Annotated in this window: 23 protein-coding genes; 11 read left to right on the top strand and 12 right to left on the bottom strand. The window is 56.3% G+C overall.

Going from position 1 to position 26,003, the window contains the following annotated elements; genetic code table 11:
* Positions 1-516: 516 nt before the first annotated feature.
* From CSQ89_RS07795 to CSQ89_RS07815, 4 genes are all read right to left on the bottom strand, one after another.
* Positions 517-1,812, bottom strand: a complete 1,296-nt coding sequence (locus tag CSQ89_RS07795; RefSeq protein ID WP_099405604.1) for a hypothetical protein — start codon at positions 1,810-1,812, stop codon at positions 517-519.
* Between the two features lie 429 nt (positions 1,813-2,241).
* Entirely contained in the window at positions 2,242-2,637 is a 396-nt protein-coding gene (locus CSQ89_RS07805) for a hypothetical protein (RefSeq protein WP_099405606.1), read from the bottom strand.
* 39 nt (positions 2,638-2,676) lie between these two features.
* The gene (locus CSQ89_RS07810; RefSeq protein WP_099405607.1) at positions 2,677-3,966 is read right to left on the bottom strand and encodes a ParB/RepB/Spo0J family partition protein; all 1,290 of its coding nucleotides are present in this window, start codon (positions 3,964-3,966) and stop codon (positions 2,677-2,679) included.
* A gap of 479 nt (positions 3,967-4,445) precedes the next feature.
* Positions 4,446-4,643: a hypothetical protein gene (locus CSQ89_RS07815; RefSeq protein ID WP_099405608.1), complete on the bottom strand. Its 198-nt coding sequence runs from the start codon at positions 4,641-4,643 to the stop codon at positions 4,446-4,448.
* A 239-nt stretch (positions 4,644-4,882) separates the two neighbouring features.
* On the opposite strand from CSQ89_RS07815, the gene CSQ89_RS07820 reads away from it, so the two are divergent.
* The 8 genes from CSQ89_RS07820 to CSQ89_RS07855 are packed head-to-tail and all read left to right on the top strand — an operon-like array spanning position 4,883 to position 14,147.
* Positions 4,883-5,887 carry a TcpQ domain-containing protein gene (locus tag CSQ89_RS07820; protein ID WP_099405609.1) on the top strand — a complete coding sequence of 335 codons (1,005 nt, stop codon included), beginning with the start codon at positions 4,883-4,885 and terminating at the stop codon, positions 5,885-5,887.
* Positions 5,887-7,524 (top strand): hypothetical protein, encoded by a 1,638-nt coding sequence (locus tag CSQ89_RS07825; protein WP_099405610.1) that lies wholly within the window; start codon positions 5,887-5,889, stop codon positions 7,522-7,524. Before CSQ89_RS07820 ends, CSQ89_RS07825 begins: the two co-directional genes overlap by 1 nt.
* Before the next feature lie 4 nt (positions 7,525-7,528).
* The gene (locus CSQ89_RS07830; RefSeq protein ID WP_099405611.1) at positions 7,529-8,767 is read left to right on the top strand and encodes a type 4b pilus protein PilO2; all 1,239 of its coding nucleotides are present in this window, start codon (positions 7,529-7,531) and stop codon (positions 8,765-8,767) included.
* Positions 8,767-9,345, top strand: a complete 579-nt coding sequence (locus CSQ89_RS07835; RefSeq protein WP_099405612.1) for a hypothetical protein — start codon at positions 8,767-8,769, stop codon at positions 9,343-9,345. Before CSQ89_RS07830 ends, CSQ89_RS07835 begins: the two co-directional genes overlap by 1 nt.
* Complete coding sequence (locus tag CSQ89_RS07840) at positions 9,342-11,078, top strand: ATPase, T2SS/T4P/T4SS family (protein WP_099405613.1); 1,737 nt, start codon at positions 9,342-9,344, stop codon at positions 11,076-11,078. Before CSQ89_RS07835 ends, CSQ89_RS07840 begins: the two co-directional genes overlap by 4 nt.
* Complete coding sequence (locus CSQ89_RS07845) at positions 11,071-12,210, top strand: type II secretion system F family protein (protein ID WP_099405614.1); 1,140 nt, start codon at positions 11,071-11,073, stop codon at positions 12,208-12,210. The genes CSQ89_RS07840 and CSQ89_RS07845 overlap by 8 nt, the downstream gene beginning before the upstream one ends.
* Positions 12,211-12,245: 35 nt before the next feature.
* Entirely contained in the window at positions 12,246-12,782 is a 537-nt protein-coding gene (locus CSQ89_RS07850) for a type 4 pilus major pilin (protein ID WP_099405627.1), read from the top strand.
* 60 nt (positions 12,783-12,842) lie between these two features.
* Complete coding sequence (locus CSQ89_RS07855; RefSeq protein WP_139023122.1) at positions 12,843-14,147, top strand: hypothetical protein; 1,305 nt, start codon at positions 12,843-12,845, stop codon at positions 14,145-14,147.
* A 255-nt stretch (positions 14,148-14,402) separates the two neighbouring features.
* On the opposite strand, the gene CSQ89_RS07860 is transcribed toward CSQ89_RS07855, so the two are convergent.
* Positions 14,403-14,843: a helix-turn-helix domain-containing protein gene (locus CSQ89_RS07860; protein ID WP_099405616.1), complete on the bottom strand. Its 441-nt coding sequence runs from the start codon at positions 14,841-14,843 to the stop codon at positions 14,403-14,405.
* Between the two features lie 196 nt (positions 14,844-15,039).
* Here CSQ89_RS07860 and CSQ89_RS07865 point away from each other — a divergent pair, with 196 nt between their 5' ends.
* Entirely contained in the window at positions 15,040-15,462 is a 423-nt protein-coding gene (locus CSQ89_RS07865; RefSeq protein WP_099405617.1) for a hypothetical protein, read from the top strand.
* Between the two features lie 283 nt (positions 15,463-15,745).
* Here CSQ89_RS07865 and CSQ89_RS07870 read toward each other — a convergent pair whose 3' ends face one another.
* From CSQ89_RS07870 to CSQ89_RS07900, 6 genes are all read right to left on the bottom strand, one after another.
* The gene (locus tag CSQ89_RS07870) at positions 15,746-16,831 is read right to left on the bottom strand and encodes a hypothetical protein (RefSeq protein WP_199065312.1); all 1,086 of its coding nucleotides are present in this window, start codon (positions 16,829-16,831) and stop codon (positions 15,746-15,748) included.
* A 102-nt stretch (positions 16,832-16,933) separates the two neighbouring features.
* Positions 16,934-18,919 (bottom strand): ParB/RepB/Spo0J family partition protein, encoded by a 1,986-nt coding sequence (locus tag CSQ89_RS07875; protein ID WP_099405618.1) that lies wholly within the window; start codon positions 18,917-18,919, stop codon positions 16,934-16,936.
* 75 nt (positions 18,920-18,994) lie between these two features.
* Positions 18,995-19,852 carry an N-6 DNA methylase gene (locus CSQ89_RS07880; protein WP_099405619.1) on the bottom strand — a complete coding sequence of 286 codons (858 nt, stop codon included), beginning with the start codon at positions 19,850-19,852 and terminating at the stop codon, positions 18,995-18,997.
* 67 nt (positions 19,853-19,919) lie between these two features.
* Complete coding sequence (locus tag CSQ89_RS23680) at positions 19,920-20,576, bottom strand: hypothetical protein (protein ID WP_308418127.1); 657 nt, start codon at positions 20,574-20,576, stop codon at positions 19,920-19,922.
* 665 nt (positions 20,577-21,241) lie between these two features.
* Positions 21,242-21,553: a hypothetical protein gene (locus CSQ89_RS07895; RefSeq protein ID WP_099405621.1), complete on the bottom strand. Its 312-nt coding sequence runs from the start codon at positions 21,551-21,553 to the stop codon at positions 21,242-21,244.
* Positions 21,554-21,561: 8 nt separating this feature from the next.
* Positions 21,562-22,104, bottom strand: a complete 543-nt coding sequence (locus tag CSQ89_RS07900; protein WP_099405622.1) for a hypothetical protein — start codon at positions 22,102-22,104, stop codon at positions 21,562-21,564.
* Positions 22,105-22,938: 834 nt separating this feature from the next.
* Here CSQ89_RS07900 and istA point away from each other — a divergent pair.
* Positions 22,939-24,462, top strand: coding sequence for an IS21 family transposase (gene istA, locus CSQ89_RS07905; protein ID WP_099405623.1), 1,524 nt, complete (start codon positions 22,939-22,941; stop codon positions 24,460-24,462).
* Complete coding sequence (gene istB, locus CSQ89_RS07910; RefSeq protein WP_308418128.1) at positions 24,459-25,259, top strand: IS21-like element helper ATPase IstB; 801 nt, start codon at positions 24,459-24,461, stop codon at positions 25,257-25,259. The genes istA and istB overlap by 4 nt, the downstream gene beginning before the upstream one ends.
* Before the next feature lie 72 nt (positions 25,260-25,331).
* Here istB and CSQ89_RS07915 read toward each other — a convergent pair whose 3' ends face one another.
* Positions 25,332-25,544, bottom strand: a complete 213-nt coding sequence (locus tag CSQ89_RS07915) for a hypothetical protein (protein ID WP_099405625.1) — start codon at positions 25,542-25,544, stop codon at positions 25,332-25,334.
* Between the last annotated feature and the right edge of the window lie 459 nt (positions 25,545-26,003).

Here is a 26,003-nt window from a genome sequence, read left to right on the forward strand (position 1 = left end):
GCTGGTAGACGTGCCAGGACAGGAAACACTGCCGAGCACACGGCATGGTTACCAGGCAGTCATTTCACGGCGTACTCGCAGGACTGAGTAAGGAATGCGAATGTGCGGTTTGACACCCAACGCTACAGGCGCGACGCGGTAGCCGAGCGCAGCGAGGGAAAGATTGAAGCCCGAAGGGGCGAGACACGGCGTAGCCGGGGCTCGACGCGCAGCGCGAAAGCTCGACCCGACCAGGGGGAGGGGACCGCCCAATTTATACGACAGGTAGAAATTTCAGGTGAGATGAAGGATTTGCCAGCAGTACTTCGCACGCCGATCGGTACGTGTTTTGAAGACAATTTCCCATTACAAGGTCTAGGGACTTAATACACCCCGCACAATACCCCCCGCTGTCCGCGCTTAAAACCCAAAGCAAGACCAAAAAAAACAGACTGGGCAAGCCCACTATTCAAGGTCTAGGGACTTAATACACCCAATTCTGCGTCAATTGATTGTCAATAGAACATCAATTGAACGTCAATTCAGCGTTTTTAAATAGTGTTGCACAGACCCGATCGAGCAATTCAGCGTCGCTGCAATGCCGCGAACGCTCATGCCCTGGGCTTTTAAGGTCAGTGCTTCCCGACGATTCTTGTCTGCATTGGCAAGGTAGACCGATCGTTCTACAGCCCCCGCAGCGCGGCGACGGCGTTCGTCATCCTTGCGTTTAGAGGCGAGACGGCGCTCGGTGGCCAGCTCATCAGGGATGATGGCGCGTAAATCGGGGAGCAGACTCGATGGGATCACCGGGGAAAGCTGCGTCCACAGCGTAGACCGGTAGTATTTGTAACGGAGTTCGATACCCTTTGCGCTCGTATCGCGGGCCCGGTTAAAGATGCTGGTGCAGTAACTGCGTACCTCTTCCGGAGTAAAGGTGGGAGTTACCTGCTGTGCTACATGCAGTATCTCGTCTTGCAGCGACGCCGACCGCGTGAACCAGGACAGCGCATTCGTCAGATGAAACAGCATCGTATCTCGGTGCCCAGGTTCGATGCCCTTGTTTTGCCAGTTCGCTTCGATGATCTTGTGCAGATCCTGGTAAACCAGGAACCAGCGGCAGTAAATGGAACCCTGTTGCGGCAGCGCTTGTATGGCCGGTGCGATGTCATCGAGCCGACGCGCAGCCCGTGCTGCGCGTAGATCGCGGATTTCAGACCGCGTCATTGGCATGATCTGGTCGTGCAGCCAGTCAAAGTCGTGTCTGGCCGGCGACAACAACTCCGCTTTCACTTTGGCATGGTCTGCGCGGCTGTTGCGCGTGCCGATCACCCGCAACACGCGCGTCATGTCCGCACTCATGCGGTCACCCTTACAGATCTCCACCAAGCGGCGCTGGCAACCCTGCCACCTGGGCAACACGTTGGCACTGGTTCGATTGATCAGCCAGTATAAGTGCACGCCCCGACCGGTATAGATAATGGCATTGGGACTGGGTATGCGTGCGTAGTCAATAGCGGATAAGGCCGCTGTTGCGGCATACATGACATCACGGCCATCATGGGCATCAATGTCCACATACAAGGCATTGATGGCTGCGCCGTTTTTTATACGCCGCCAGTGGAAAAACTCGTTTGGGGTGACATAGATGTCTGGTTGTTCCACATACCCTGCCAAGCGCTCCCGCGCCGTCTCTGCATTCAGTACATGCCACTTCCGATTCGCCGAAAGGGGCGTGTAGAGCACGAGCTCGCGCTGTTGCTGGGGCGTGATGAGGTCGTAATGGTCTGCCGGGGAACGCAGGTCCAGAGAATACTGACGCGCGCCTAATGCCATATACCCGTCGCATATCTGGCGACGAGCAGCGTGCAAAAGAGTTTGCACGTCATACTGTTATGTATCATAATGATTCTGACAGTTCGATTCGTGTCGGTCGCCAAACAGAGCGCGAATCGGATTATCCAGAAGCCGCTGCAAAGCGGCTTTTCCTATTGGGTAATCGCAAACCGATCAGGAAAGCCATCCCTTAACAGGAATGCGATACATTTGTCAAAAATGCTAGCACGGATTGTCGTTTTTTTGCAAAGACCCGGTCCGCATTATTCAGACAGCGATAATCAGTCTTAATTGCTGAACCAGACAGTCAGCTGCCGATCCTTTATAATTCGAAGGTCTTTTCAGCCCTGCTGAGTGGAACGTTGAACTGAATGCCGACACAAACAAGTGTCGGCATTTATTTTTTTGAGCCGTTAATGGAGACCCGGCTTATTGATTGGCTTCCCAGTGCAAGATGTCTTTTCGAACCTGGCCTGCCATTTCGACGGGAACCTGCATAGCCACACGGCCTGGTTCACTTTCCAAGTCCAGTATCTCCTGGACGATGTCCCAGCGGTGCTTGACGATGCGCAGCACTTGGTAAAACTGATTGGCAGCTGCTTTTTTTCGCTCCCCGTCTTCATCAACATCGCCAGTTGTTTCCAGATCCCAGGCGTAGCACTCCACCGCGGGTAGGCCATCCACCAGGAATAGCCTGGTCCTTTCCAGCTGAATCTCATCAATCGGTTTGAACCGGGTGCACATTACCAAGAGTTGATCCCACTGTTTTTTGGATAAACGCAGGTCACTTACTTTTTTGCGGAGGTCGGCTTTATGCTTGTTCATCTAAAATTCTCGATGGCACTGGCTCAAGGAGCCAGTTGCTTATTGGATGATCTTGTCAGCACTCAACGGGGCATTCAGGGCACCTAGCATGAACGACCTGAAATCGAACCATTTTTCGTTATCGGTAGAAAACCCGCCCAGCTGAAACCCATTGGCAATGGAATCCATGGCGGAATCCGGACTGCGGCCTACCGCTGTCGATCCCCGTTGCCATAGTCCTTGCCAGCGGTCCATCAACGCCTGCTGCAATTCGGGGTCAAAGGCAGAGAATTGATCGGCAGCGGTGCCGCGGGTCTTCAGGGCCAGGAACAGGGCGCGTAAGGCTGCCTGTTCCGACATGCCCGGGCGGGCAGCAGCCGTATCGCTGCCCGACGTCGACGTGGGCAGCCTGACGGCTTCTTTCGCCTGGATGGGTACTGCCTCCTGGGCAATACGGGTGGGTAGGGGCGTCAACAGGTCCTTCGGCCACTCCTGCGCCGCCTGTGCCTGTCTTGTCGGCTTGGTGGCAATGGCGCGGGGCAGAATCTTGCCGTCCCCGCCCGCCTTGATGTCCGCTTTGACCTCGCGGAGGGTATCAGACACCACGTCACGCACCTTGAAACTGTCGTCATGGGTTTCCATCGCGGTACTGACTGCGGTGGCCACCGCCGCGGCGGTATCCGGGGAGAGCTCGGACAGGCCGAGCAGCTGGTACACGACATTCAGGTCCTTGCTGAAATTGTCTTCCAGCAACACCGTCACATTAGACGGTATGCTTGCCGGCGTATCGCGTAGCCTGCGGGCGATATTGAGGTTCTTGCTAACCCAGGCTCTATTTTCTTGCCATAGATCCATGACCGCATCCAGGGTGCCGAGGCGTTCATAATCTTCAAGGACAGCAAAAGCATCATCTAGCAGATCCACATCGACCCGCCGCCGGTTCTCGGAGATTTGATAGCGGCGGGCAGTGACATCATCCACATCGAGAAATACCGCCCACAATTTACCGATCGGCTTATCCGGATCCGTTAAGTCCGCAGCGGGGGCGCCACGTTTAATCCACCATTGTTTCCGCAGATCCTGTGCTCTTTTTCGGTATTCCCCGCTAATCAGCTCGTAAGTAAAGGGCGGTTCTTTCGAACGTCGAAGAATGGCCGGCTCCAACTGGCGGGAAGTATCAATATCCTTCGCCAGCTCCAGGACTTTTTCGGGTCTGAATCGACGTCGTATCTGGGGCTTAACCTGGATATCCCCCAGATCAGCAAAAAAAGACAGGCCCTCTTCGACCAGTTTGGTAGCCTGCTTCTTTAGGTCGGTATTGATCGACTGGGACTTTAAATCGCTATTCATCAAAAGCACCTAACTGGTTATTCGTTCTCTTCAATTTGGCAACCTTGCTTACTGCAACTTCCCTACTCGGCTAAGCATTTCCTGTACTACCTGCCTTTTGACTTGATCCATGAAGCGGGTAATGAATGGCTGACTTTCCAAATTCAGCTGGCTGGATTGCCTAATAGCAAAGGTGCGCGCTCGACGCTGACACACCTTGCGCCAGGCAATCTTTCGACCTTGCGCCAGGCAATCTTTCGAAAGTGTTGACGTTGATGGCGGCAATCGGAGGCGGCAGCCAGCCCCATCGACATGTTAGCAGAATACAGCAAACAATTATATACATAAGAACACTATTATTGGTGGCAAGGTTCTGGCGGCATTTTCCCATGGGAAAATTTGACCCTGTCGCTTGGGGTTTGGCTGGGACGCAGGTCGCGTTGCACTGGGACTGAGTGAGGACTCATCAGCAGGGAAGGGCGGCGGGTCACCGGTTGCTGTCACCCAGTACCACCGCGGGATGTCGTTCCCGGCATAGCGAGCAAAGGCACACCACCGTGCATACACAGGCACATCGGCACCATGCTGCGCTCATACGCATCGCGAAGACCTTGCTGCGCACGCTGGTTTTCTCGGTCAAGCAAGTCGGTTCGAAAGTATGCAATCTTGCCGATCAGCACTTTGGGGTTATCAACCACCGTCGCCTCGCCAATTCGTCATTCCGGCTTCAGTAGAACTTGTCCCGGAAAATACCGTCAGTTGCTCTATTAAATCAGCGTTTCATTATATTTAATTTTCGTATATCGGGTGCAAATTGATTGATACCCCATAACTCACCGCCGACGCTGCGTACCTCAGTCTCATTCACTTAAATCGCGCATGAAATAGCCACCCATGAAACGCATCCAATTCGCCACGCTATCCGGAGAATGACGACATGCAGCGGGTCTTTCGCGTAGGGATGGCCAAGGTGCTTGCCGGCATCATGATGACTGCTGCCTCAATGGCGGGTTCGACGGGCTTCTCGTTTGACTACAAGGTAGAAGGGACGCACGTTATTCAAGCCTTCGATGATGGCGTGAAGACTTACATCCAGATGCGTTCCGACCACCTGCCCGTGGTGTCAGATGGCATGGATCCCGCCTTGCCGGTTGCACGTACCGGGCTTTACTACACCGTCCCCTTGCTGGCCAACGTACTGACCGTATCTGCCGGTGGCAGCACGGCAACCATTCACTACACGGGCAAGCAGATCCGTCCCCGGCGAGCCACCCCTGTCAGCCAGGCAACGCGCCAACCCCTCGCATCCCCCCATCGCCAGCCATTGACCGATCCGTCACCCTCCCCGGCGAGCCTCGCTGCCAGTCCCTCAGCGCCCCTACCAGATCCAGACCAAGTCAAACCGGTGCTGCTGACGGTAGAAGATGAAGCCGCGCTGACAACGACCCGCACCAACCTGTTCCGGTTGGTCGACGAGGGCAGCCTCGCGGCAGAAGGCGCCAATCTGGCCCTGGATGCGCACCGCACAAAATTACTGTCACGGCGTGCCCAGTTGATTGCCGATGCGGAACGCGCGGCCAAGGAAGCCGCGGCGCAGCGTCTACAGGCCGAACGCGATGCACAACGTGTGGCCGCGCTGAAGACGAACAGCGCAACGACGGTGATGGCGCTCGACGCCCACCCCGACACGCCTTGTTTTGATGTCTTGCCCAGCGATGTGTACCTGTCTGTGGCGATGAGCCGGTGGGCAAAGCAGGCCGGATGGCAAGGCCCGTTCTGGGAAGCCAGTGATCCCGTCGTAGAACGCAGCGCGCGGATTTGCGGTGATGTCTTCGTGGCCATCAATCAGGTGCTGTCTGCCTATGCCCAAACGACCCATTCCATCCGTCTCGTCTTCCATGAAGGCAATAACACGCCGCAATTTGTGACCGGAGCCAAGTAATGAACAAGGCCATCTCGCTGACCATCGCCGCTGTCGTGGCGGGCTGTGCCACGCATAAAGGGGCAGAGGTCCAGCAACGTGTCGAGAAAAAAGTCTCTCCCGATGCGGCCAACTTCCCGAAGCCGGATACGAGCCTTAACCTGAAGCTGGTCGAAGTGCGCAAAGGGTCGGTCTACCTGGGCGGTAAAGCGCTCTCCACCCGGCCCACCGACAATCTGCCACCCATTTTTGATGATGCCAAAGCCATCAAGGCGCTCGTCTACGAACGCCATGCACTGAATATCCTGGAACTCGCAGAAAAGATCACCCGACAATACCGGATCCCTGTCGAGATCAGCCAGAACGTTTACCTGGCTTCACAGACCTTGCCAACCCAAGGCACCGGCGCACAAGCCAACAAAGCGTCGGAAGCTGCCAGCGACAAAAAGGATCAGGTGCTGAATTTTGCCTATGTCGGCGACCGCATGATCGTGCTCAACGACTACGACACGCTGCGCTTGATCCTGGACCGGGTGGCAGCGCGCATCGGTATTTCCTGGGAATACCACGATGGCCGGATTCATTTCTACCGATTCAAGACCCGTTCGTTCGACGTCGTGCTCAATGCGGGCATGCTCACCGACAAGATGACCTTCAACTCTGCCGGTACGCAGACGACAGGGGGTGCTGGCCAGCAAGGGAGCACGACCAGCCAGGTGACGTTGAATCTTGAGCGCGGTGGCCAAACCGATCCCTGGAAAGACTTTCTCGCCGAAGTCACCAGCTTTCGGAGCGCTGGCGGCAATGTCGTGGCCAACCCCACTGCCGGCACCGTCACGGTCACCGATACCCCGACGGTCCTTGCGCGGGTCGACGATTTCATCAAGCACTTCAATCGCAAGGCCAATCGCGAAGTGGTGTTGCAGATCGATCTCTACTCACTCAAGAAGGTCCGCGCCAACCAATTTGGTTTGGAAGCCAGCGCCGTGTTTACCAGTCCGGGCGGCAAGATCCGTACCTTTGCAAAATCACCGATGTCCCTGCTCACCAATGAAGCCAGCGCGCTCAGCAATTTTGCCCTGTCGGGTACAAGCGCGGCACCCACCGTCAAGAATCCCGGTACGACCGGGGATGGCTTTGTCGGCAAAGAGGGGAGCTTCATTGGCTTGAGTGGGCTAGCCCAGTGGGATGACGTTACCCGCATCAACAGCATCTCCATGCGTACCCGCAACCAGGTGCCCGTCTCCCTGACGGATTCCTTCTTCCAGGAATACCCGCGCTCCATCTCGACGTCGCAAGGCAACAGCTCCACCGAGGTGAGCATCCAGCAGGGCACGGTGACCACCGGGTATACGGCGTATTTCAATCCGCGCATCACTGACGATAACCGCGTGCTGCTGCATTTTGCGTTTGACCTGTCTGACCCCGGCAAATTCAAACCCACGACGGTTGGTGGCACCTCGATTCAATCCGCCCAGATCTCGCGCAAGGCGCCGGTATTGGATCTGTCCGTGGTCCCTGGCCGCCCGGTCGCCGTGATGCAGCTGACGCGACAGAATGTCTACAAAAGGACGAACGCCGGGTTTGGCGGCAGCACGGCGGATGGTGACACGGACGAAGATCTGCTGCTGGTGGTGACGGCAACCTTGGTGAGCTGAAGCCATGGAAATGTGCATCAAAGGCAACGCGATCCTATTAGGTGCCGCGTGGCGTCCTAAAGGCAACAGGGTCCGCAACAAGCCGACAGCGACCCACGAACAATGCATCGGGCTGACCATCGGCTCGGCGTGTTCCACGAACAGGGTGCTGCGATTTGCTGCCGCAGCGGTCGCCGCTGCGCTGGGTGGCGATGGCATGGCCATGATGCGACTCCCTGATGATCGCTGGTGGGCGTGTGCCATTGTTGGCGGTTCGGTCTTACTGGACTCCGACCAGTTTGTCTCGCTCGACCATGCGTGCCGTATGGCACGAAATACCCTCGCCGTTTCGCCTGCTGCTTCGCTCATCAGCAATGATCCGGTATCGCTCGCGGCGTGCGGACTGACGTGCAGTGCCGTATCTATGACGGACTGCCTTGCACATCCCTGCGCGCCCGCGAAACGCCTATTGCCCCCGAAAGCACGCCATGCCCTTGTCGGCACCGCGATTGGCCTGGCACTGGCTGCTGGGTCAGGTGGGTATGTCTTGTTCGTCCAATTGGAGGCACAGAGAAAGGCTGCTGAAGCCGCCGCCGCTAAAGCGCTGGCGGAGGCTGAACGTGCAAAACGACCCTCGCCCGAGGTGGCAGCCGCCATGGCCATCGGTCAGTGGCTCAAGCTTCAGCAGTTGCCCTCAGCGCCTTCGCTACTCACCGAGATCGTTCAACGCCAGTCGGCACTGCCCCTGGATGTCAATGGCTGGCGCTTTGACCGATTAAGCTGCGCACGCGGCTCGACCGCGCAGCCTGACCCATTTGCTTGTGCCTTCTCCTATCAGCGGAACGCCTTTGCGGGCGATTTCACGCTGCCTTTGTCGGCTGTCGGCCTCGGGCATGCGGCGGTCAGCTTTATCCCGACCAGTGCCACCTTGCCGGTGTTGAACCACGAATCCGCCGCTGCCTTCTTGCAAGCAGGCCATGCTGAGTTGCTGACCCTATTGGCCTATGCGAAGGACGCGGGGGCAACCGCCGTGATGAGTGACATGTCGGCGCCGGTAAAGGGTCTGCTGCTGCCGGTCAATGCCCCCTATTCGGTCGTGCAGCAAGCGTTTTCGCTCAGTGGGCCGACCCATCTTCGCGACATTCTCCGCCGCATGCCGCGCAACGTCCTGGTGCAGGCATTCAGTGCTGACCTGGGGAGTCATGGCCAGTTCACCTTCAGCGGCGTATTGATCCACCGTGCTGAAACACTAGGAAACCTGTGATGAAAGCCTGCTTGCTGATGATGCTGTCTGGCGCTGTCGTGGCGGCCGATCCCGTCACCCCGACTACCGTGCCGACCATTGAAGATTTGCATCGGGCGCGTTTGGCCCACGCTTATTACGAAGAACTGAACAAAGTGCAGTCAGCCACCTTGTTCGGCGGTACGGGGCCGATAGGACTCGTTGATCGATCTACCGTTGGCGGCCCGGTCATGGGCGCGATTTCGCCACCGAGTCGTCAGGTGAAGCAAGGGGAGACCCATCCTGCCAAGCCGGTGAAGCCCGATCCCGTGTTGGTGATTGAGAGTGCCTGGGGCGATGACCTAGGCGGCATCTTCCCCGTCGTGACCTATGGCGACGACACGCGGGAATTGGCGAAAGGCAACTACATTGGTCCGTGGCAATTAGATCGCATCGACCCGCCCACCCGTTGTTTCTACTTCACCAAGACGAGCTACACACCCGCAAAGGGCAAAAAGCGATCAGCGCCATTTACCGAAGCGCAAGTCCGTTGCGCCAATCGCGCGACAGCGATTGCCTCCCACGCCGGCGAGGATAGGGCGAAGGCGTCGACACCATGAACTTCCACCTCCCATTCAGCAAGCAACGCGACCGCCGCGCCCAGCGTCCAGCGGTCAAACCGCCACCGACCGTGACCGTGGTAGAGGACATAGGCCGACCGCTCGACACCCTTCGATTTGCCTATTCGTCATTGATGGATAAGCACACCAGCATGGCGGTGCTGCTTGACGATAAAACAGGCGGGCCGGGCCTCCTGTTGCTGGCACCGATATCGGCAACCGACGAAATGGCCATTCGAACCCTATTGGTCTACCTGTCTGCCGATGCCAGGTACACGGGGGTTGAAGCTTTGCGGGTAACCCCCTCCGTGCTGGCCTTTGTTTCGGAAAAACTGAAGCACGCCAACCAGCTCGCCACGCCGGAAGCCGACAAAGAAGCCTTCAACGCCTTTCGGGAGATCGTGCAACGCGCATTCGATAGCGGAGCTTCGGACCTACGTTTTTCAGTCGTGGGGCATAACGTCAAAGTGCTGGTGCGCATCGATGGCGAGATACGGCGGTTTCCGGATTCGCTGACGCGGGACCGTGCGGAACAATTGCTCCGGGCCGCCTTTGCAAAATCAGAAGACAACGCCAACTCCGGTTCCCAGCTTGAATTCAATCAATACATGAACACGGCAGTCAGTGTGAATGTGCAGGAAGGGCCACACCCGCGGCGCATCCAACTGCGGATGCAAAGTAGCCCCCAGCGCGGCGGTCATCTCAATGCGTGCCGCCTGCTTGCCCAACAGGAGCGCAGTCGCGATCTGCACAAGCCGCTTGCCGAGACCCTGGTGGAAATCGGTTTCATGCCGGATCAAGCCTACGAAATTGCACTGCGTTCCCTGCAAGGCAGCGGTGCCGGCCTGTCCGTCGGTGAAACGGGATCGGGCAAGACCAACACGATGTACAGCATCTGTTCGGCGCTCGCTGTGCCAGGCAAGGCAGGGCATTCGGTCGAAGATCCCGTTGAAGGCACCATTTTCGGGATGAACCAGCACACCATCCAGGTGCGGGAAGGCCAGACGCGACGACAGGCTTATGAGGAAGCGTTTACTGCCCTGTTGCGTTCGGACCCGGATTTTATCCTGATCGGTGAAATTCGTGATGACGCTGCTGGCCAAGCCTTTCTGGACAGCTCCGATGCCGGGCACTACACCCTGTCGACGTTGCATGCCGAATCCGCTGTGGGTGCCTATCGCCGTCTGACCAGTCGACTGATCGGCCTACCCATCGAGGTCATCACTGCCCCAGGGTTTATTGCCTGGGTGGCGCACCACAAGCTGCTGCAGCGCCTGTGTACGCATTGCAAGCTGCCCTTACTCCGCTGCAAGCGCCAGTTTGCCGATCCTGCCTTTGGTTTCGGACGCACAGAGTTACGACTCCTCGGGCTCCTGGGGGAGCCCGAGTCGGTATTTATGCGGAATCCCGAGGGTTGTGCACATTGCCGCCAACGTACGCCCGGTGTCCAAGGCCGTACGCTGGCCGCTGGACTCTTCCTGCCCGATGACGAAACGCTTGAGCTCATCCAGGCGCAGCGGTACGCCAGTGTCCAACAGGTGTTGCGCAGCCGTTGGCTGTTTGATCGCAAATGCTTGAAGGCAGCGCTGGCTGCCGACAAGGCCTTATATAAAAGCGGCATGGAGGTCGGTATCTGGAAGATGCTGCAAGGCGAGATCGACCCCCGAGAGGTGATCAGTGCCTTTCGCCATTTTGGGCCTTACTTGCAAGCGCTGGGCGTCGAATATGGGTAGATGGTTGACGCACTGGTATAACGCGCTCGATCAGCGGAACGACTACCCCTCGCTGTTCTCTAATCCCAGTGTGGCCGGTTGGTTGATCGGTGGCGAGCTGGTCGATCTCTACGCTGACCTGGTACGCGTATTCGATAAGCGCAAGTCGCTGATTGCCTACTTTGGCAAACGGGCAGCGCAGACCAGGCGACGCGGCTCACTGCGGTATATCGCCTATCACCTGATGCTGGACCGCGCCCGGGAAGGCTGCAAGCTATCGGACATTCTCGATGGCTTGGTGCCCACATCCCATATATTGCTCCTTGCTACAGGTGAACGTGCCAAGGACACGGCGGGCGGTATTCGACGGATTCTGCGGGTCGCGGAAACAGAAAAGCGCATCATGGTCACCATTGCCAAAAATGTGGGTCCTGCCGTCATTGCCATGTTGATGGCCGGTTTGATTCTGATTTCTACCTACGGGGCCAAGATCGTTCCCCCGATGGCCAAGATCATCGGCAGCCTGGAACCGATCGGCCCGGCCCTGACAACCTGCTTTTACATTGCAGAATGGTTCAAGGGCGATTGGGTGGAACTCAGCCTGATGGCCGGCCTCGCTGCGGGCTATGGCATCTATCGCTCGCTGGGAAGCTGGACAGGCAGAACGCGCGCCCTTGCCGAGTCTCCCTTCTTATTCCCGCTCTCCCTGATTTATAAAATTTATCGCATTCGCGAAATGGCAATCCAGTTAATGGTCCTTTCCGCCGTGTTACGGGCGAAAGAGACACCGGCCAGGGCGTGCGAATTGATGGCTGCACGTGCCAATCCGTTCACCGCTGAGCACTTGCTGACGATGCGCGATCGCTTTGCCAACGGCGAAGCGCCCGCAGTCGCGCTGGATACCGGTTTTTTTGACCAGACCATCGTCGAGCGGGTGGAAATCGGGCAGGACGACGGGGAATTCAACGTGGTGATGGAAGCGTTGAGCACCACGTATTTTGACGACACGCTGAAGATCGTCCACCGCACCAGCCTGATGATCGGCGGCATGATTTTCCTGGCGACCGTGGCGTTTATCACCGGCGTGATTCTCGATTATTTCACTTTGCAGGATGCCGTTCAAAGCGCCATCGACGCCAAAACCCGCATTTAACCCCCCGCTTCCAACCCATCAATTGGAGTCATGCTATGAAAGTACCCTCTCTCAACCGTTCACAACACGGCTACACCCTCCTTGAATTCATGGTGGTGCTTGCCCTGGGTGGTTTACTGCTGTTCTCCATCATTCGGCGTTTCGGTGGCCAGGAAGAAGCCACGAAGCTGCAGAATTTCGCGCCCAACGTGATCGAACTCATCAATGAGGTCAATGCCTGGTCTGCAACCCAATTCGATACCAGCCGAGCCAGCAACCCGACCTTGCTTTCTATCGTGCCGGATCGGATGCGGGTGGGCGGCGAGGTACGTCATGATCTCGGCGGCATCGTCACGATGGCACCCTCGACCTTATCGGCTGCCAATGACGCCATTGCCTTGACGTTCAGCAACCTGCCACGCGACGCCTGCCGCAAAGAACTCGGCAAGGTGCAACAACGTGCCGCCGTGATTACCTCCAATGGGACCGTCGTAAAGTCTGCGACCGTGGCGGCACTCGACGACGATGCATTAAGAAGCGCCTGTACCGACGACAACGCCAATACGGTGATGTTCACGGTTCGCAAGGCATGATTCAGCGTTCCCTCCGCTTACCGAACCCCGTCGGCGGCGATGCCTTTACAAGGAGGCACTATGTGCAATCGGACTCTCAACACGTTGCATCCACACCATCAACAAGGCGGGTGGATGTTGATCTCGGTCATTATCGGGATTGCGTTGGCAGGTGTGACTTTTTACTACCAAGCACAACGAGAGTTGGCCGCCAGGGTTGACCAACTCGCGCGCGCGGAAGCGGATACCTCAAAGACGGCGGGCAACATTGCCAATGCCTATCTGGCCCGCTTCAATTTGCAACTTGCCAGTAATCCGCCGGCGGCCATACCTGGCGTCGCCAATCCCTATGAACCGAGCTGGACTGAATTGCAAACCGTCGGCGTCAATACGTTGGGCAAAGTAGTGTCAGGCCTGGGGGGTGGCGACTACCGCATCCTCCTTCAGCGCAATCCGGCAGGGTGTACCACTGCCTGCAACGTCACCGGCGTGGTGGCCACGCAGTCGCCGGTCATGAATCCTGCAACCGGCAGGATCGATCCCAATCTGGCTTCGCGTGTCGCTTACTATGCCGGTTCCGATGGCGGGGCCGTTTTGGCGGACGGGACGTTACAGGGACGGTCTGGTGCTTGGACAACGACACTAGCGGATTCACAACCTGGTCAGGTCGTGCATCGCGTGGGATTTAATTCGTCCGCCTGGGCCAGCTTCTGCGCGAAAGGCAGTGATTGTAACTATCGGACGGTGACCGCAACGACCGGCAACATCGGTGCCATTAATGGCACCACGCTGAACTATGCCGCAGGCAACTTTGGTGGCAACGCGGCGACGGCAGATAACGCGACCCATGCTCAACAAGCGGAACACGCCAGACAGGCGCAGCTGGCTGAGCAGGCAACCAACGCTCTGCATGCACAAAATGCCGTGCTGGCGCAATCCGCCAACCATGCGGTGCAAGCCAAATTCGCCAAAACAGCTGGTCGCGCATCGGCGGCTGACTATGCCACGGCAGCGCAAAGCGCGAATTTTGCCAGCTCTGCGCAAAATGCGGGTTATGCCACTGCGGCAGGGAGTGCTGCCACTTCAGGTCGAGCTGACAGTGCAGACAAGGCAGAAATAGCAGAGTTTGCTAACCGATCTGGCGCAGCAGAATCATGCCCTGGCTGCTCAATTGATGGAGGAGGTGACACCGACAGCCCTACTTCGGGCAAGTCTTGTCGGCTCTGGGGATACGATAACCCAGGCAAACCCCGTACTTGGGACATCCCAGCAGGATCTTCTGCTATGGTCCATTGCCAAAACAGCGCTGGTGATGAGTGGAATTTTAGTTCCTATTATTGTGATGGTAAAACGGGTAGAGCCATCCGAACTTCTGGACCCTGCTAATCAGCCCCACCATAAGGCATGCCAGAACAATAGGGACCGGTTTTTTAGGCAGGTTGATTGAACGCTATATCGATCCGATTAACCATGTCGTAAAGGGTCGCATGCCAATTTCCCGGTCCCCTCTCACGCGAACAGCCTGATTGAGTTTCAGGCATAGACGCCGCAGATAACACCTTCACGCCAAACTCGACGTTTACTTTCTCAGCGGCACCTGCATTGACCTGCGGGGGATTAATAGAAAACACCGCCAGGGCGTTATTTTCTACCACGTTCTTTTGTGGTGGCAGTGGCGGGTGCGGTCTCTTCAGTTGGATACAGGCTTTTCACCAACAATACGGCACCATCAATGAAACCAGATGGAATAGGTCGATTCGCATGAACCTCAAAATAGGCTTCAAACAGACGAAGTAGTTCGTCGGGCATTGACACGAGCGTATAGCCAGGAATGACGTCTGCGAGTAATGGGGGATCTGTTGGAATCCTGGGACCGCGATTAGCGATGAGCCAGAGCGGATTCACACCCAATGCCGCGGCTACCTTCAGCAGGTTTTCCCCATCGATCGATTTGTTTTTCCCAGTGGTCAAGCCATTCACTGCTTGTGGCGTCAGTCCAACCATTCGAGCCAATTGCGATTGGCCCATATTTTTTTTCTTGAGAGCGTCAATTAAACGTTCTGCGAGTGTCGGTAGCTCCATCTAAGCAAGTCTAAAGGCCGTGATAACAACCATGGTTTCAAAACATCGACCACTGTGGTGTAATATCAACACGCAGCCGATAGAATGGATTGCTCAACTTCACCCAAACGCCCCAACACTTCTTTCACAGATTAATTTTCTGCGCCATTGAGTGCCAAGGGGGACGGCTTACCTAGCTAAATGAAAGGAATCTCCGATGAAAACCGCTGTTCCCTTGTTCTCCGCCATGGCTGCCTATGAAAACGAACCGCGGCTCATAAATGCAATTCGTAAGCTACTCCGCGAAATGAATGCGCAGGGAAAAATCACGCCAGCCTATAAAGAGGCGGTGATCACGATTCAACACGTGATGAACACCCGGCAGATCAATGCAAACTACGCCGTGTTGGAAGAACCCATTCAGGTCGACAACGGTCAGGTGGCAGCCTGCATGACAATCACTGACGTCTCGTCCATTGAGGTTTTTCCAATTGAATACCTGACACATCGATGCGGGGAAGCCATTGCGCAACAGGCCATCACGGTGGGGCGAGTCGAAGGGGAATTGATCAAAATCAATGCCAACCGCGTCATCGCAGATCGTATCGCCCTGGGGGAAAACTTTGAGCAACTGTCCTAGGCGGTCGAGTTGTGTTGGGGTGAAGCCTAGGGATCAACCCAGAGCCAGAGATACCCCTGCCTGAGTTGCTATTTTCCCAAGGGAAACTGGGTTTACAACAGCAGCGCCTCACTACTCAGAACAGCACATTATCTTCCGCAGCAGAAGGTAGTAAAAGGCGCCGTAGGCGCAAGCGCGCGTCAGCGCTAAAGACTTGGAAAGGGGTAGGGGAGGGCCCACCCATGACCGGCCCAATGCCGGGCAGGGGTGGATGTTCAGTTGGAAAGCGGGAGGGGAAAAATACTCACCGCATCAGTCTGAACGTGGTTCGCGCATCCAGCGCGTTGTCAGCCTGACGCAACTGTGCTGCCATGGCGATGAAGCGCGGCGCATCGGCACGTCGGACGCGGTATGCATCATCCACCACCCCTTGGATTCGCGCCCATTGGTTCCACGCGAAACTGCGGCCAAGCCCGACACTGGTCGCCGAGCTGGGGAAACGATCAGCCGTGCGAACTATTTCCTCCCAACTTGCGCCCCATTCCGCTGCATCAAAGCGAGAATGCCGCCCGGTCAGCGCGCGTCGCTCAAGCTGAAGCGACTGTTCCAACAAATCGGGGTGATAGGCTGCCAACCAAAATAACTCCCAGGGACGGCTGGCCGGGCAGAAAAAGTATGCCGATTTGATCGGCACATAGTCTGGGCCAAGTACTGCCTCGATGGCGGCAATACAATCGCTGCGCGTCCAGCCCAGCAACTGCAAGGGATAGGCGTAATCGAAATGCGCATCTGCCCTGGGCGCTTTTTTAATACGGCGCAGGTCAGCGGGTCCCGCATCGTAGCCAATCAGTTTGACGATTCGCTCACCACATGCCTGTGCAGCCAACCAAACGGGATGCGGCGGGCAGGCATTGGGCCCACGTTTCGCGCCCAAGATGAAATAGTCTTGTGGGTCTTGCTTCCACTTTATGGAGCATCCCCCGCTACCGAACGCAAGGCTGGGCAAGGTTTCATTTTTCCAGCAGTTATCGAACAGCGAGTGATAGCCAGTGCTGGCCAAGGTACGTTTGGTACACACCGCAATGGCTGGCCAACCCCAACTGGCCAGCACCTCGTCCATCCGCCCCAGATGGTCCATCGTACTTGGCTTCTCGCCAAGGGTATTCGCAAAGCTAACGATGTCTGGACGTAAACCGGCAACATGAAGCGCGACCATCATCGCAGTCGAGTCCACACCCGCACCGAAACACAGCGCCAGTTTTCGTCCACTCAACGCGGCCTGCAACGTCTGTATTTGTGCTGCCGACAACAGCGTCTGCTGCCGTCTCCCGCTGGTCGTCATTGGCTCGAAGCCAGTGTCGGCCAGTACTCCGCTTTTCTCAAGCAACATGGCGTTCCTTTGGCGCACACAGTCCCCAGGCAGGGCAGGGCTCGCCTTGAAATTTCAATGGGTAGAGATCGATGGCCCGCTAGAACAAGCGGGCCTCGGCTATCAGATTGGCTGCTTCAGCATTTCAGGCAGCCAGTTTTTACCGGCCAGTTCCACCTCGGCAGCTTTGACCAGATCGGATTTTTTGCCAATTGCACTAAGGCGGGGCAGGGAGGCCGGCACGACCTCGGCGATGACGCTGAGAATGCGTTCACGTGAAACCTTGCTCAGATAATTGCTCCCGGTGACTTGCCACCATTCGGCCATGTCGCACGATGTTGCATCGGCAATGGCATCGGCGAGCGGCAAACGAATTTCGCGATCCTGCACTGCATTCAATGCCCCACTCGTTGCAAATGCCAGCAGTTCAACCAGGTCAGATTGCGGTTGTATCGCCAGCCAAGCAAACAGATCTTCCACCTCCGGCGGCAGCATTTCACGCCACTTTGCTTCTTCCGCATTGAGGAAGGCAAACGCCAGACTGTCTTCGATATCCGCTGCCTGTGCCTTGAGATAGGGAACGGTCAAACCGACGTGGAATGGTCCCGCTTCGAAGTGAGGATAAAACCGGCGCGCCACAAATTGATGCACAACGGCGACCAACGCCACTTCAGGCCGTTTAGTCAGTGATGCTTGCAGGGCTGCTGTACGATGGGCAGTCAGCGAAAGGGTCAGCTGCTTGTTGTGTACGGCCTTAGTTTTTACCGTGGCTTCTCCGGTCGAGTCATTTTCACTTACTTGATCGGGCTCCGTTCGGGCGATCTTGACCCCATCATCATCGATTCGCTCACCTTCGCGTAGCTGGTCACGGCGCACTTCAAGGTTCCCTGAATAATCAAGTCCGATCACAACACCCAACTGTGCTTTGTCGTGCTCGATCTCTAGCTTTGCCTGCAAGTCGGAAAGCCGTTGTTCTGCCTGTTCCAGTTGCGCATACCAACCCCCTTGGTCATCCAATGCCTCTCTTTTGGCCATCACTTCGCCTTCGTCAAAGTCATCCTCGCAATCCTCCAATTCGGCATCAAGTTCATCGATACGCTGGCGAAGTGCTGAAGCAACGTCAGACTGCGCATCGATTTCGGCCTGTTCATCCGAGGATGCCTCACGATATCGACTAGGTGCAGTGCGATAACTTTGCATGCTGCGATAGTTCAAGTCGGGCACTGCTTCAACCCACGCCCACCCTTCCTCCTTTATCTTTTCGGCGATTTGGGTCAATTTCCGATTTGCTAGGGCTTCCAGCAAAGCCGCGTCTTTGTAATACACAACATCGGAAAACAGGTCTTCGCGGATACTGCCACCTCCCGCCACATACTCTTCGGGATTGACGAAACGGCCATATCGGCTTTGATTCGTTACCTCGCCGGCCGTGATCCGTTGGCGGATGGAGGCCGCAGTACGGTTCCAATTTTGGGTGCTGTCCCAAATGCCTTCCTGGACGACATGGTCGTCGGTCAAGGTAAACGCCATCAGAATTTCAAGGTCGATTTCATCGCGTTCACACATTGCGACCAGACGGGGCGAGACCTTGGCTAATTCAAGTCGACGCTCCACCACTTTTGGCGTCACCCCATAATTTGCAGCCACGGTTTCAATGCTTTTGCCGGCATTTATTTGGCTGGCAAACGCCTTGAACTGCTCTACAGGGTGCATTGCCATGCGACCGTGGTTTTCTGCAAGCGACAATTGCTCCGCCTGCGCTTCGTCCACGATCAGCACCGGCACTTCAAAATCAGCGGGCATTTTTCCCATGCTGACCAGCCATTGACAGGCACGCATACGGCGACCACCTGCCACGACGCCATACTTGCCCGTCGCCTTGCCTTTCTTATCCCGATGCACAACGACAACCAAGGTATTCAGTACTGCGCCAACCGAGTAGATCAACGCCACTAATTCGCTGAGATCGGTTTCTTTCGTGCGGACATTGTAGCGAGAGATTTCCAGCGCACTTACCGGCACGCTACGGCGCTCGCCGATGAGCGCAGTGATCGGGTCTTTGCCTGCAAGCATGGCGGCAACAATGGGATTCAGGGGTGCATTCATCATTTTCTCCAAGAAGTAAGGGTATCCATCAATCTCCCGCTGTCTGGCGCGCTTGCCGCGCAGCGGGAGACTGCAAATTCATTGGTTGCTATCTAATGGGTCTTCGAACAAGCTCAATTGCGCAGCTTGTGAATCGGTCTTGATGACATCGATTGCCGATCGGCATTCAGTCGGGGTCACGGTCGTATGGGGTTCGACGGATGACGGTTGCGAACAGAGATCGGTGAACGCGTCGACAAACCAGCGGATTTTTAGCTTTTCTTCCCATTTACCCAGTACATGGGCAGGGGTAAACCAATGGCTGTAGGTTTGAGCTTCAGGACAAAGGGCATTGCCGTGAGTGACGATGGCCGGCACATGGAGCAACGCGAGCTGGATGTAGGCCATGTGACAAGCCCGCTTATCCAGGTCCGTAGCGGTAACGTGAAGCTGCTGTTGGTAGTTGATGCCATGTTTCTGTAGTACATCGGCAGTGGCGATGACCATGCCACCCGCGCCTACACACGGTTCGTATAACCGTACAAACCCTTGTTGCTTGATCTGTTCAGCCACATCCCCATAGGTCATCATTGCCATGAGGTACGATATTTCGTAGGGGGTAAAAAACTGGCCTTTCCAACTGTCTCCCAACCCCAATTGCATGAACAAGGAACCCAGCACATCACTGAATCCGGTTTCCAGTTCCAAGACGACATGCGCCAACATCTCTGGAAAACGGTTCAATTCGTCGGTGTTGTAACGCTTTGCAATGTCGAGATAGCGGGCTTCTCGCTCATCGCGCCGCGTCCGGTCTACGGCATTGCTGATGCTGATCGCGGACATTTCGCAAAAATCACTGAACACGTCATGCATGTTGTGCTTCTGTGCGTTCTGCTTCACCAGATTGGCAAAGGCTTGTTTGTGCTCACTGCCGGTTACTCTGTTGCGCTTACCCATGTTGTTTGCCCATTCGGTGGTTCATCGGTGCCCGGCCAAGGGTCTGGCCGGGCGTGAATGGCCTGGGTTAGTACTCTTCAGGTAAGAACAACGTGGTAACGCTGCGGTCCGCTTCGGTGATCACCCACACTCGGGGTGCACTTCGGCGGTGGTCATCGGTCAGGTAGTAGGCACTGAAAATTCGGCCACCAAGTTTTATGCTGTCGACGTTCATCTGGGCGTCTTCAGCGGGTAATTCTGACCAGTCGCCCAAGCGGTGGCGCTCGATGAAATCCGTAGCGTTAAGACCGTGTTCGGCCAACAGATCGAGCGCAGCAGGTGTAGCCAACACTTGACCAAGCGGGAACAGGGATATGCGGGGACAGAAGGGCAGCGATACGTCGGATATAACGTCGATATCCATATAAAATTCGCCGTCGTCCAAGCGGTGTGCATCACAGCCGAAGTAGGCCTGGATGCCCTCCATCAATATGATGGTCTGCCCAACCAACACGGGGTCAGACCAGCCACTCAGACGGTCTAGCAGGTCAGACAGGCTGAAGCCTGCGAGCGACAAAGCTTTCAATGCCGCGAAGGAGATATAAACCCGTCCTGATAGATAGTGCTTTTTCAGTTCAGATTTGGGGATTTCCACCCACCCTGCTCGATGGTGAGCCTCGGGGGGTGCGGGGGGAACGCCCGCGTTGTTGGTGTCAATGCTGGGCTGGGTGTTCTTTGCGTTCATAGTGGGTGCCTTCCTTTTCGTTAAGTTGTTTCTGCTCTTTGGAGCCGCCTCGACGTGTGCAAAGCGAGCGCTGCCAAGGCAGCAAGGGCACGAAAGGAAGCCGCATGCGGCGCGCAGCCGAAGGCGAGCACCGAACGGGTGAGGGCGTGGCAAAGCGAATCCTTGCTGCCTTGGTGGCGTGAGCTACACGTCGAAAAGAGGCGGCCCGGAGAGCAGGAAAAACGGGGGATGAACGAAAGGCGTGATAGAGCGCAAAGAAAGGTTTCCCAGCCCAGCATTGACACAGGGCGGGGCCACCAGCCCCGCCAGGCGATGGTCGCCGCGCCACAGCGACTGCTCGCGATTCGACCGGGAAGGGCGAATTGCCCAACTACGGGGTGAATTGTGGACCGCTATTTGGTTGGTCAGCGAAGCTGGGCCGCTAAACCCCGCCAGGATGGCGGTATACGAAGATGGACAGGGTGATGCGGGCAGTTGCCTAGCAACCGAAGACGGTAGTGCGAAACGATCGGACAATGGCCGACGCGCATTGGCCGTATTCTGTTTTCTTTGAATTGTAGAAGTTCAGACTTGATCTGACAGTCTCACCTTGCAAATGGTGGGATTACCCTGGGTAGCCGGAAGAGAAAAGCCTGCCGATCAAGGATCGTGCAGGCTGCGGTTAATTACTTGCTGGTCATATCCGAAGTAACAGCGCTTGAATCAACGCGCACTGTCGCTGCTTTCAAGAGCCCACCGAGTTCAGTGTACTTAAGCCAACGATCTGCCGAAGGTAGCGCACCAACCACCTCTCCAACTTCGGTTTCACCTGGCCAGACCTCGATGGTTTCGCCTTTCAGGATTGCCTGTTGCAAGTACAAAATGTCCGACAGTGTATTAACGCCGTAATGATCGGCAATGCCCCGTAATGACTCTACTGAGGCAGTCAACTCCTCAAAGAACAGTCGTGCACCCTCGGGGTCAGCGATGCATTGCACTGGCGGTTTCAACACAACGAGGTCGGGGGCCAATCCGAAAGGGATACCAAAATGTGCCGCAAGTTCAGTGACAGACTGGTTTTCGCACTCAATTGCGACATCAGTAGTTTCCCGTAAGCGCGGAAGAAGAAGTCATCTTTGGTTACGACAAGCACATTGCAATCCGTTCTCACTGAATTTTCGTCACCTGCTGCTATAGCTTCTTCCGGGTAGCACTGTGGGTCATGCTGAAAATATTCAACTCGATAATCGAAGCGTTCGACCATGTAGATGTCGTTGGCCTTTACCAATTCGGCCAACCTGACTATTTCCCGTGCACATGACGCAGTGATTTTAAAGACCGCCATGCTTGGCTCAACATCCAAATACTCGCCACCGTACACCTCGACGCGGTAGCACTTAGTTTCCCGGATTTTCGCTTGGCCATCAAAGCGAGTTCTATTTGGTGCTTGTTGTAGACCGTCTGCTAGATGGCGAGTCTCTGGGGGGGTGGGGGAAACCCCCCCGGTGTCGGTGGCAATGGTGGGCTGGGTGTTTGTTGGGTTCATCATTTAAGCCTTCCTTTTCGTTAAGTTGAATCTGCGCTTTGGCGCCGCCTCGACGTGTGTCAAGCAAGCGGCGCCAGGGCAGCAAGGGCACGAAAGGAAGCCGCATGCGGCGCGCAGCCGAAGGCGAGCATCGAAAGGGTGAGGGAGTGGCGAAGCGGACCCTTGCTGGTCTGGTGACGTGAGCTACACGTCGAAAAGAGGCGGGCCGGAGAGCAGAAACAACGGGGATTATCGAAAGGCTTGATCGGGCGCAACGATGGGTTTCTCTGCCCAGCATTGCCATAGTGCGGGCCCTACGTATAGGTGCATGTCATCCACGATAACAAGGATGAAGAACTGGTTTCGGACCCTTTGGCCAAGCGACTTAAATTCCAGATCGTAGATCGCTATGAGCGGTTTCATAATCACAAGGAAATCGTTTTGATTCCAATCCGCTCAGTGCGGATCGGCTCGCCAGTATTGCGTTGGCTGCAATCGCCGCAAAGGCATAATGGCTGTCATACAGGACCGCCTGAACTTGTGCCGATATTACAGGATTGGTATTCGACACAGGTGGCACGGTGGTTACGCTAAGCGCGTGTAATTGTGCAATTGAAAGATTGTTGGGTATTCCGGATGACCGTGACCGGTCATTCCGGCGGATCGTGACCGACGATTCCGGTTAATCGTGAACACTGATTCCGGACGACCGTGACCGATTTACAGGGTTGACCGGAATGACCGGTCACGACGTCGGAACGGTCGGTCACGAGACCGGAATCGGCGCCTGCAGCGTGTGATGTTGCGCATATTTCCCTAACCCTCGGGGTAGCCTCGCCAGCTTTGCTGGAAGTAGGCATGCCCGATACCCGAAGGATCAATATGCGCAAGATTCGCGACGTCCTACGTCTCAAACTTGAAGCCCGGCTCTCCCATGAGCGAACTGCCGCCGCCCTGCACATCTCCAAAGGCGTTGTCACCAAGTACATCACCCTGGCGAACACCGCCGGTCTCGACTGGACGCAAATCCAGACCCTGGACGACACGGCACTACACAACCGACTGCTGGGCACTCCCCAGCGAGCCAGCAGTTTCGTGCAACCCGACTATGGCTGCATCCACCAAGCGTTGCGCCGCAAAGGCATGACGTTGATGCTGCTGTGGGAGGAACATGGTGCCCAGCACCCGGATCAGGCCATCCACCGTTACTCTCAGTTCTGCGAGAATTACCGCCGCTACGCCAAGACCCTCAAACGCTCCATGCGCCAGATCCACCGCGCCGGTGAGAAATTGTTCATCGATTACGCGGGCCCCACGATCGCGTTGACAGACGGCAGTCGCGCCCACATCTTTGTCGCCGCATTGGGCGCATCAAGTTACACCTATGCCTGTGCCACACCGCGCGAAACCATGGCCGATTGGCTGGGTGCCACCGCCCAGGCATTGCGATTCATTGGCGGTGTGCCTCAGCTCATCGTGCCCGACAACCCCAAGGCGTTGATCGCCAATGCAGACCGGTATGAACCCCGTGCCAATGAAACGGTGCACGACTTTGCACGGCACTACGGCACCTCATTCCTGCCAGCACGCCCGTACCACCCGCAGGACAAAGGCAAGGTTGAATCCGCCGTGCAGGTGGTGGAACGCTGGATTCTGATGCGACTGCGCCACCAGAAGTTTGCAACGGTCGATGACGTCAACGAAGCCATTGCCCCACTCTTGGCACAACTCAATGCCAAAGCGTTTCAGAAGCTGCCGGGCAGCCGCGCCAGTGCGTTTGCCCAATTGGACGCACCCGCATTGCAACCTTTGCCGGTCCATACCTGGGAGTTGGCGGTTTACAAGACCGTGCGGGTGCATATTGACCAGCACATCGAGTTTGAGGGGCATCGCTACAGCGTGCCGCAGTCGCTGGTCGGGCAAGTCCTCGAGGCCCGTGTCACGGCACGCGCGGTAGAGGTGCTGCACCGAGGGCAGCGTGTAGCGTCCCACCTGCGCTGTGCGCACAAGGGGGGCTTCACCACCGTGCCCGAACACCTGTCTGCGGCGCATCGTGCGCATATGGAGTGGACGCCAGAGCGGCTGATCCACTGGGGCAATAGCATTGGCGCGGCCACCGGTGCGTTGGTGACGCGTCTACTGGAAACCCGCAAACACCCTGAACACGGCTACCGGGCCTGTCTGGGTTTGTTGGCATTGGCCAAGCGTTTTACCAGGCCACGGCTGGAGGCCGCCTGTGTGGTGGCACTGGAGCTGGGCACGACCAACAGCACCCATGTACGCGACATTCTGGTCAATGGGCGGGACCAGGTGCAACCCACCCAGCCTGAGTGGACCAGTCCGCAGCACGCGCATGTACGCGGCCCCGGTTATTACCAATGACAACAGCAACCACAGCGACAACAGGCACCCCCATGATGATGAATACGACGATTGAACAACTGCGCGGTCTGCGCCTGGCTGGCATGGCCTTGGGATTGGAAGAGCAACTCAGCCAGGCTGGCATGACGGCCATCAGCTTTGAAGAACGCTTGGCGCTGCTGGTGGACCGTGAAGTCCACTGGCGCAATGACAAACGCCAGACCCGACTACTTAAAGATGCCAAGCTGAAGTACAACCAGGCCAGCATTGAGGATTGGGATACCCGTGTCGGGCGCGGTGTGGATCGCAAGGCGGTGATGAGTCTGGCTTTGGGTGACTGGATTGACAGTGGGCACAATGTGTTGATCACCGGCCCCACGGGGGCGGGGAAGTCCTGGCTGGCCTGTGCGCTGGCCCAGTACGCCTGTCGGCGGGGGTACTCTGCGTATTACCAACGGGTCCCCCGACTGGGTGGGGAACTGCGCATCCGTCATGGCAATGGGACGTTTAGCAAGTGGCTGGTGCAGCTGGCAAGGACGGATGTGTTGCTGCTTGATGACTGGGGCATGGCTGGTATTGATCCCCAAACGCGTGCGGACTTGCTGGAGATTATTGATGACAGGGCTGCCAACAAAGCCACCATCATTACCAGTCAGTTACCGATTGAGCATTGGCATGCCTGGGTGGGCGACGCCACGATTGCGGATGCCATTCTGGACCGCGTGATGCAAAAGAATCACCGTTTCACCCTGACGGGCGAGTCTCTTCGGCAGAAGCCAAAATCAAGCCAGAAGGAGGTCCATCCAGACCCATCGTGACCGACACCCCTACAATGTAGATGCGCAACATCGCACGATGCGACACCGGTCACGATCGACCGGAATCAGCGGTCACGATCGCCGGAATACGCAATTGTTGAGTTCCTTCATGTTGCTATCCTTGCTGTGGCCTTTGTCTTTCAATTGGCTAAATGCTGGTTGATTCTGGCTGGAACGGCCTAGGCCTTGATCACGGCTCTGCATAGCACTCAATGCACTTACGGTGCTGTAAACCGATTCCCCAACATTGGCCTGGGCGATTTCAGAGCGATCTAATAGCGGCATGGATTAACGCTCGTATCGTTGCTAACCGCTCGGATCGCTTGCATATTAAGAATTCGCCATGCGCTTTGGGTACCTTTCCCAGTTATCCAGGCAAAGTCAGCGATGATGAAGTGCTGCATGTTCGATTTCCTTACTTACATCGCATTAATCAGTTCAATTTCACCAATGCATTTGATGCTAGGCAAGATATACATTAGTAATTCCTTATTGTTGTTAGTTCGACAAACTCAGCTCTTTTCCATGACATCAAATTCAGGAAACACAGCTATGCATTTCGGGTGGTGAACCGCCCCAAACGAGAAATGGCTCACTGACATCACGGGGGGTTGAACCCAATACTGTTCGGTTAGATGTATTTAGGAATTCGCCATGATGCCGATATCGGTTTTGGTGAGACCAGCACAATGGTTAAATCAATGGGTTGATGCAGCTTTTGCCCGCGCTTGTGGCTTGCAAATG

It is taken from the genome of Chitinimonas sp. BJB300 (genome assembly GCF_002735695.1).
GTDB lineage: Bacteria > Pseudomonadota > Gammaproteobacteria > Burkholderiales > Chitinimonadaceae > Chitinimonas.

Coding starts and splice junctions, on each gene's coding strand:
- CSQ89_RS07795 (WP_099405604.1), bottom strand. CDS start 1,812: ATGGCATTAGGCGCGCGTCAGTATTCTCTGGACCTGCGTTCCCCGGCA.
- CSQ89_RS07805 (WP_099405606.1), bottom strand. CDS start 2,637: ATGAACAAGCATAAAGCCGACCTCCGCAAAAAAGTAAGTGACCTGCGT.
- CSQ89_RS07810 (WP_099405607.1), bottom strand. CDS start 3,966: ATGAATAGCGATTTAAAGTCCCAGTCGATCAATACCGACCTAAAGAAG.
- CSQ89_RS07820 (WP_099405609.1), top strand. CDS start 4,883: ATGCAGCGGGTCTTTCGCGTAGGGATGGCCAAGGTGCTTGCCGGCATC.
- CSQ89_RS07825 (WP_099405610.1), top strand. CDS start 5,887: ATGAACAAGGCCATCTCGCTGACCATCGCCGCTGTCGTGGCGGGCTGT.
- CSQ89_RS07830 (WP_099405611.1), top strand. CDS start 7,529: ATGGAAATGTGCATCAAAGGCAACGCGATCCTATTAGGTGCCGCGTGG.
- CSQ89_RS07835 (WP_099405612.1), top strand. CDS start 8,767: ATGAAAGCCTGCTTGCTGATGATGCTGTCTGGCGCTGTCGTGGCGGCC.
- CSQ89_RS07840 (WP_099405613.1), top strand. CDS start 9,342: ATGAACTTCCACCTCCCATTCAGCAAGCAACGCGACCGCCGCGCCCAG.
- CSQ89_RS07845 (WP_099405614.1), top strand. CDS start 11,071: ATGGGTAGATGGTTGACGCACTGGTATAACGCGCTCGATCAGCGGAAC.
- CSQ89_RS07850 (WP_099405627.1), top strand. CDS start 12,246: ATGAAAGTACCCTCTCTCAACCGTTCACAACACGGCTACACCCTCCTT.
- CSQ89_RS07855 (WP_139023122.1), top strand. CDS start 12,843: ATGTGCAATCGGACTCTCAACACGTTGCATCCACACCATCAACAAGGC.
- CSQ89_RS07860 (WP_099405616.1), bottom strand. CDS start 14,843: ATGGAGCTACCGACACTCGCAGAACGTTTAATTGACGCTCTCAAGAAA.
- CSQ89_RS07865 (WP_099405617.1), top strand. CDS start 15,040: ATGAAAACCGCTGTTCCCTTGTTCTCCGCCATGGCTGCCTATGAAAAC.
- CSQ89_RS07870 (WP_199065312.1), bottom strand. CDS start 16,831: ATGTTGCTTGAGAAAAGCGGAGTACTGGCCGACACTGGCTTCGAGCCA.
- CSQ89_RS07875 (WP_099405618.1), bottom strand. CDS start 18,919: ATGATGAATGCACCCCTGAATCCCATTGTTGCCGCCATGCTTGCAGGC.
- CSQ89_RS07880 (WP_099405619.1), bottom strand. CDS start 19,852: ATGGGTAAGCGCAACAGAGTAACCGGCAGTGAGCACAAACAAGCCTTT.
- CSQ89_RS23680 (WP_308418127.1), bottom strand. CDS start 20,576: ATGAACGCAAAGAACACCCAGCCCAGCATTGACACCAACAACGCGGGC.
- CSQ89_RS07900 (WP_099405622.1), bottom strand. CDS start 22,104: ATGATGAACCCAACAAACACCCAGCCCACCATTGCCACCGACACCGGG.
- istA (WP_099405623.1), top strand. CDS start 22,939: ATGCCCGATACCCGAAGGATCAATATGCGCAAGATTCGCGACGTCCTA.
- istB (WP_308418128.1), top strand. CDS start 24,459: ATGACAACAGCAACCACAGCGACAACAGGCACCCCCATGATGATGAAT.
- CSQ89_RS07915 (WP_099405625.1), bottom strand. CDS start 25,544: ATGCCGCTATTAGATCGCTCTGAAATCGCCCAGGCCAATGTTGGGGAA.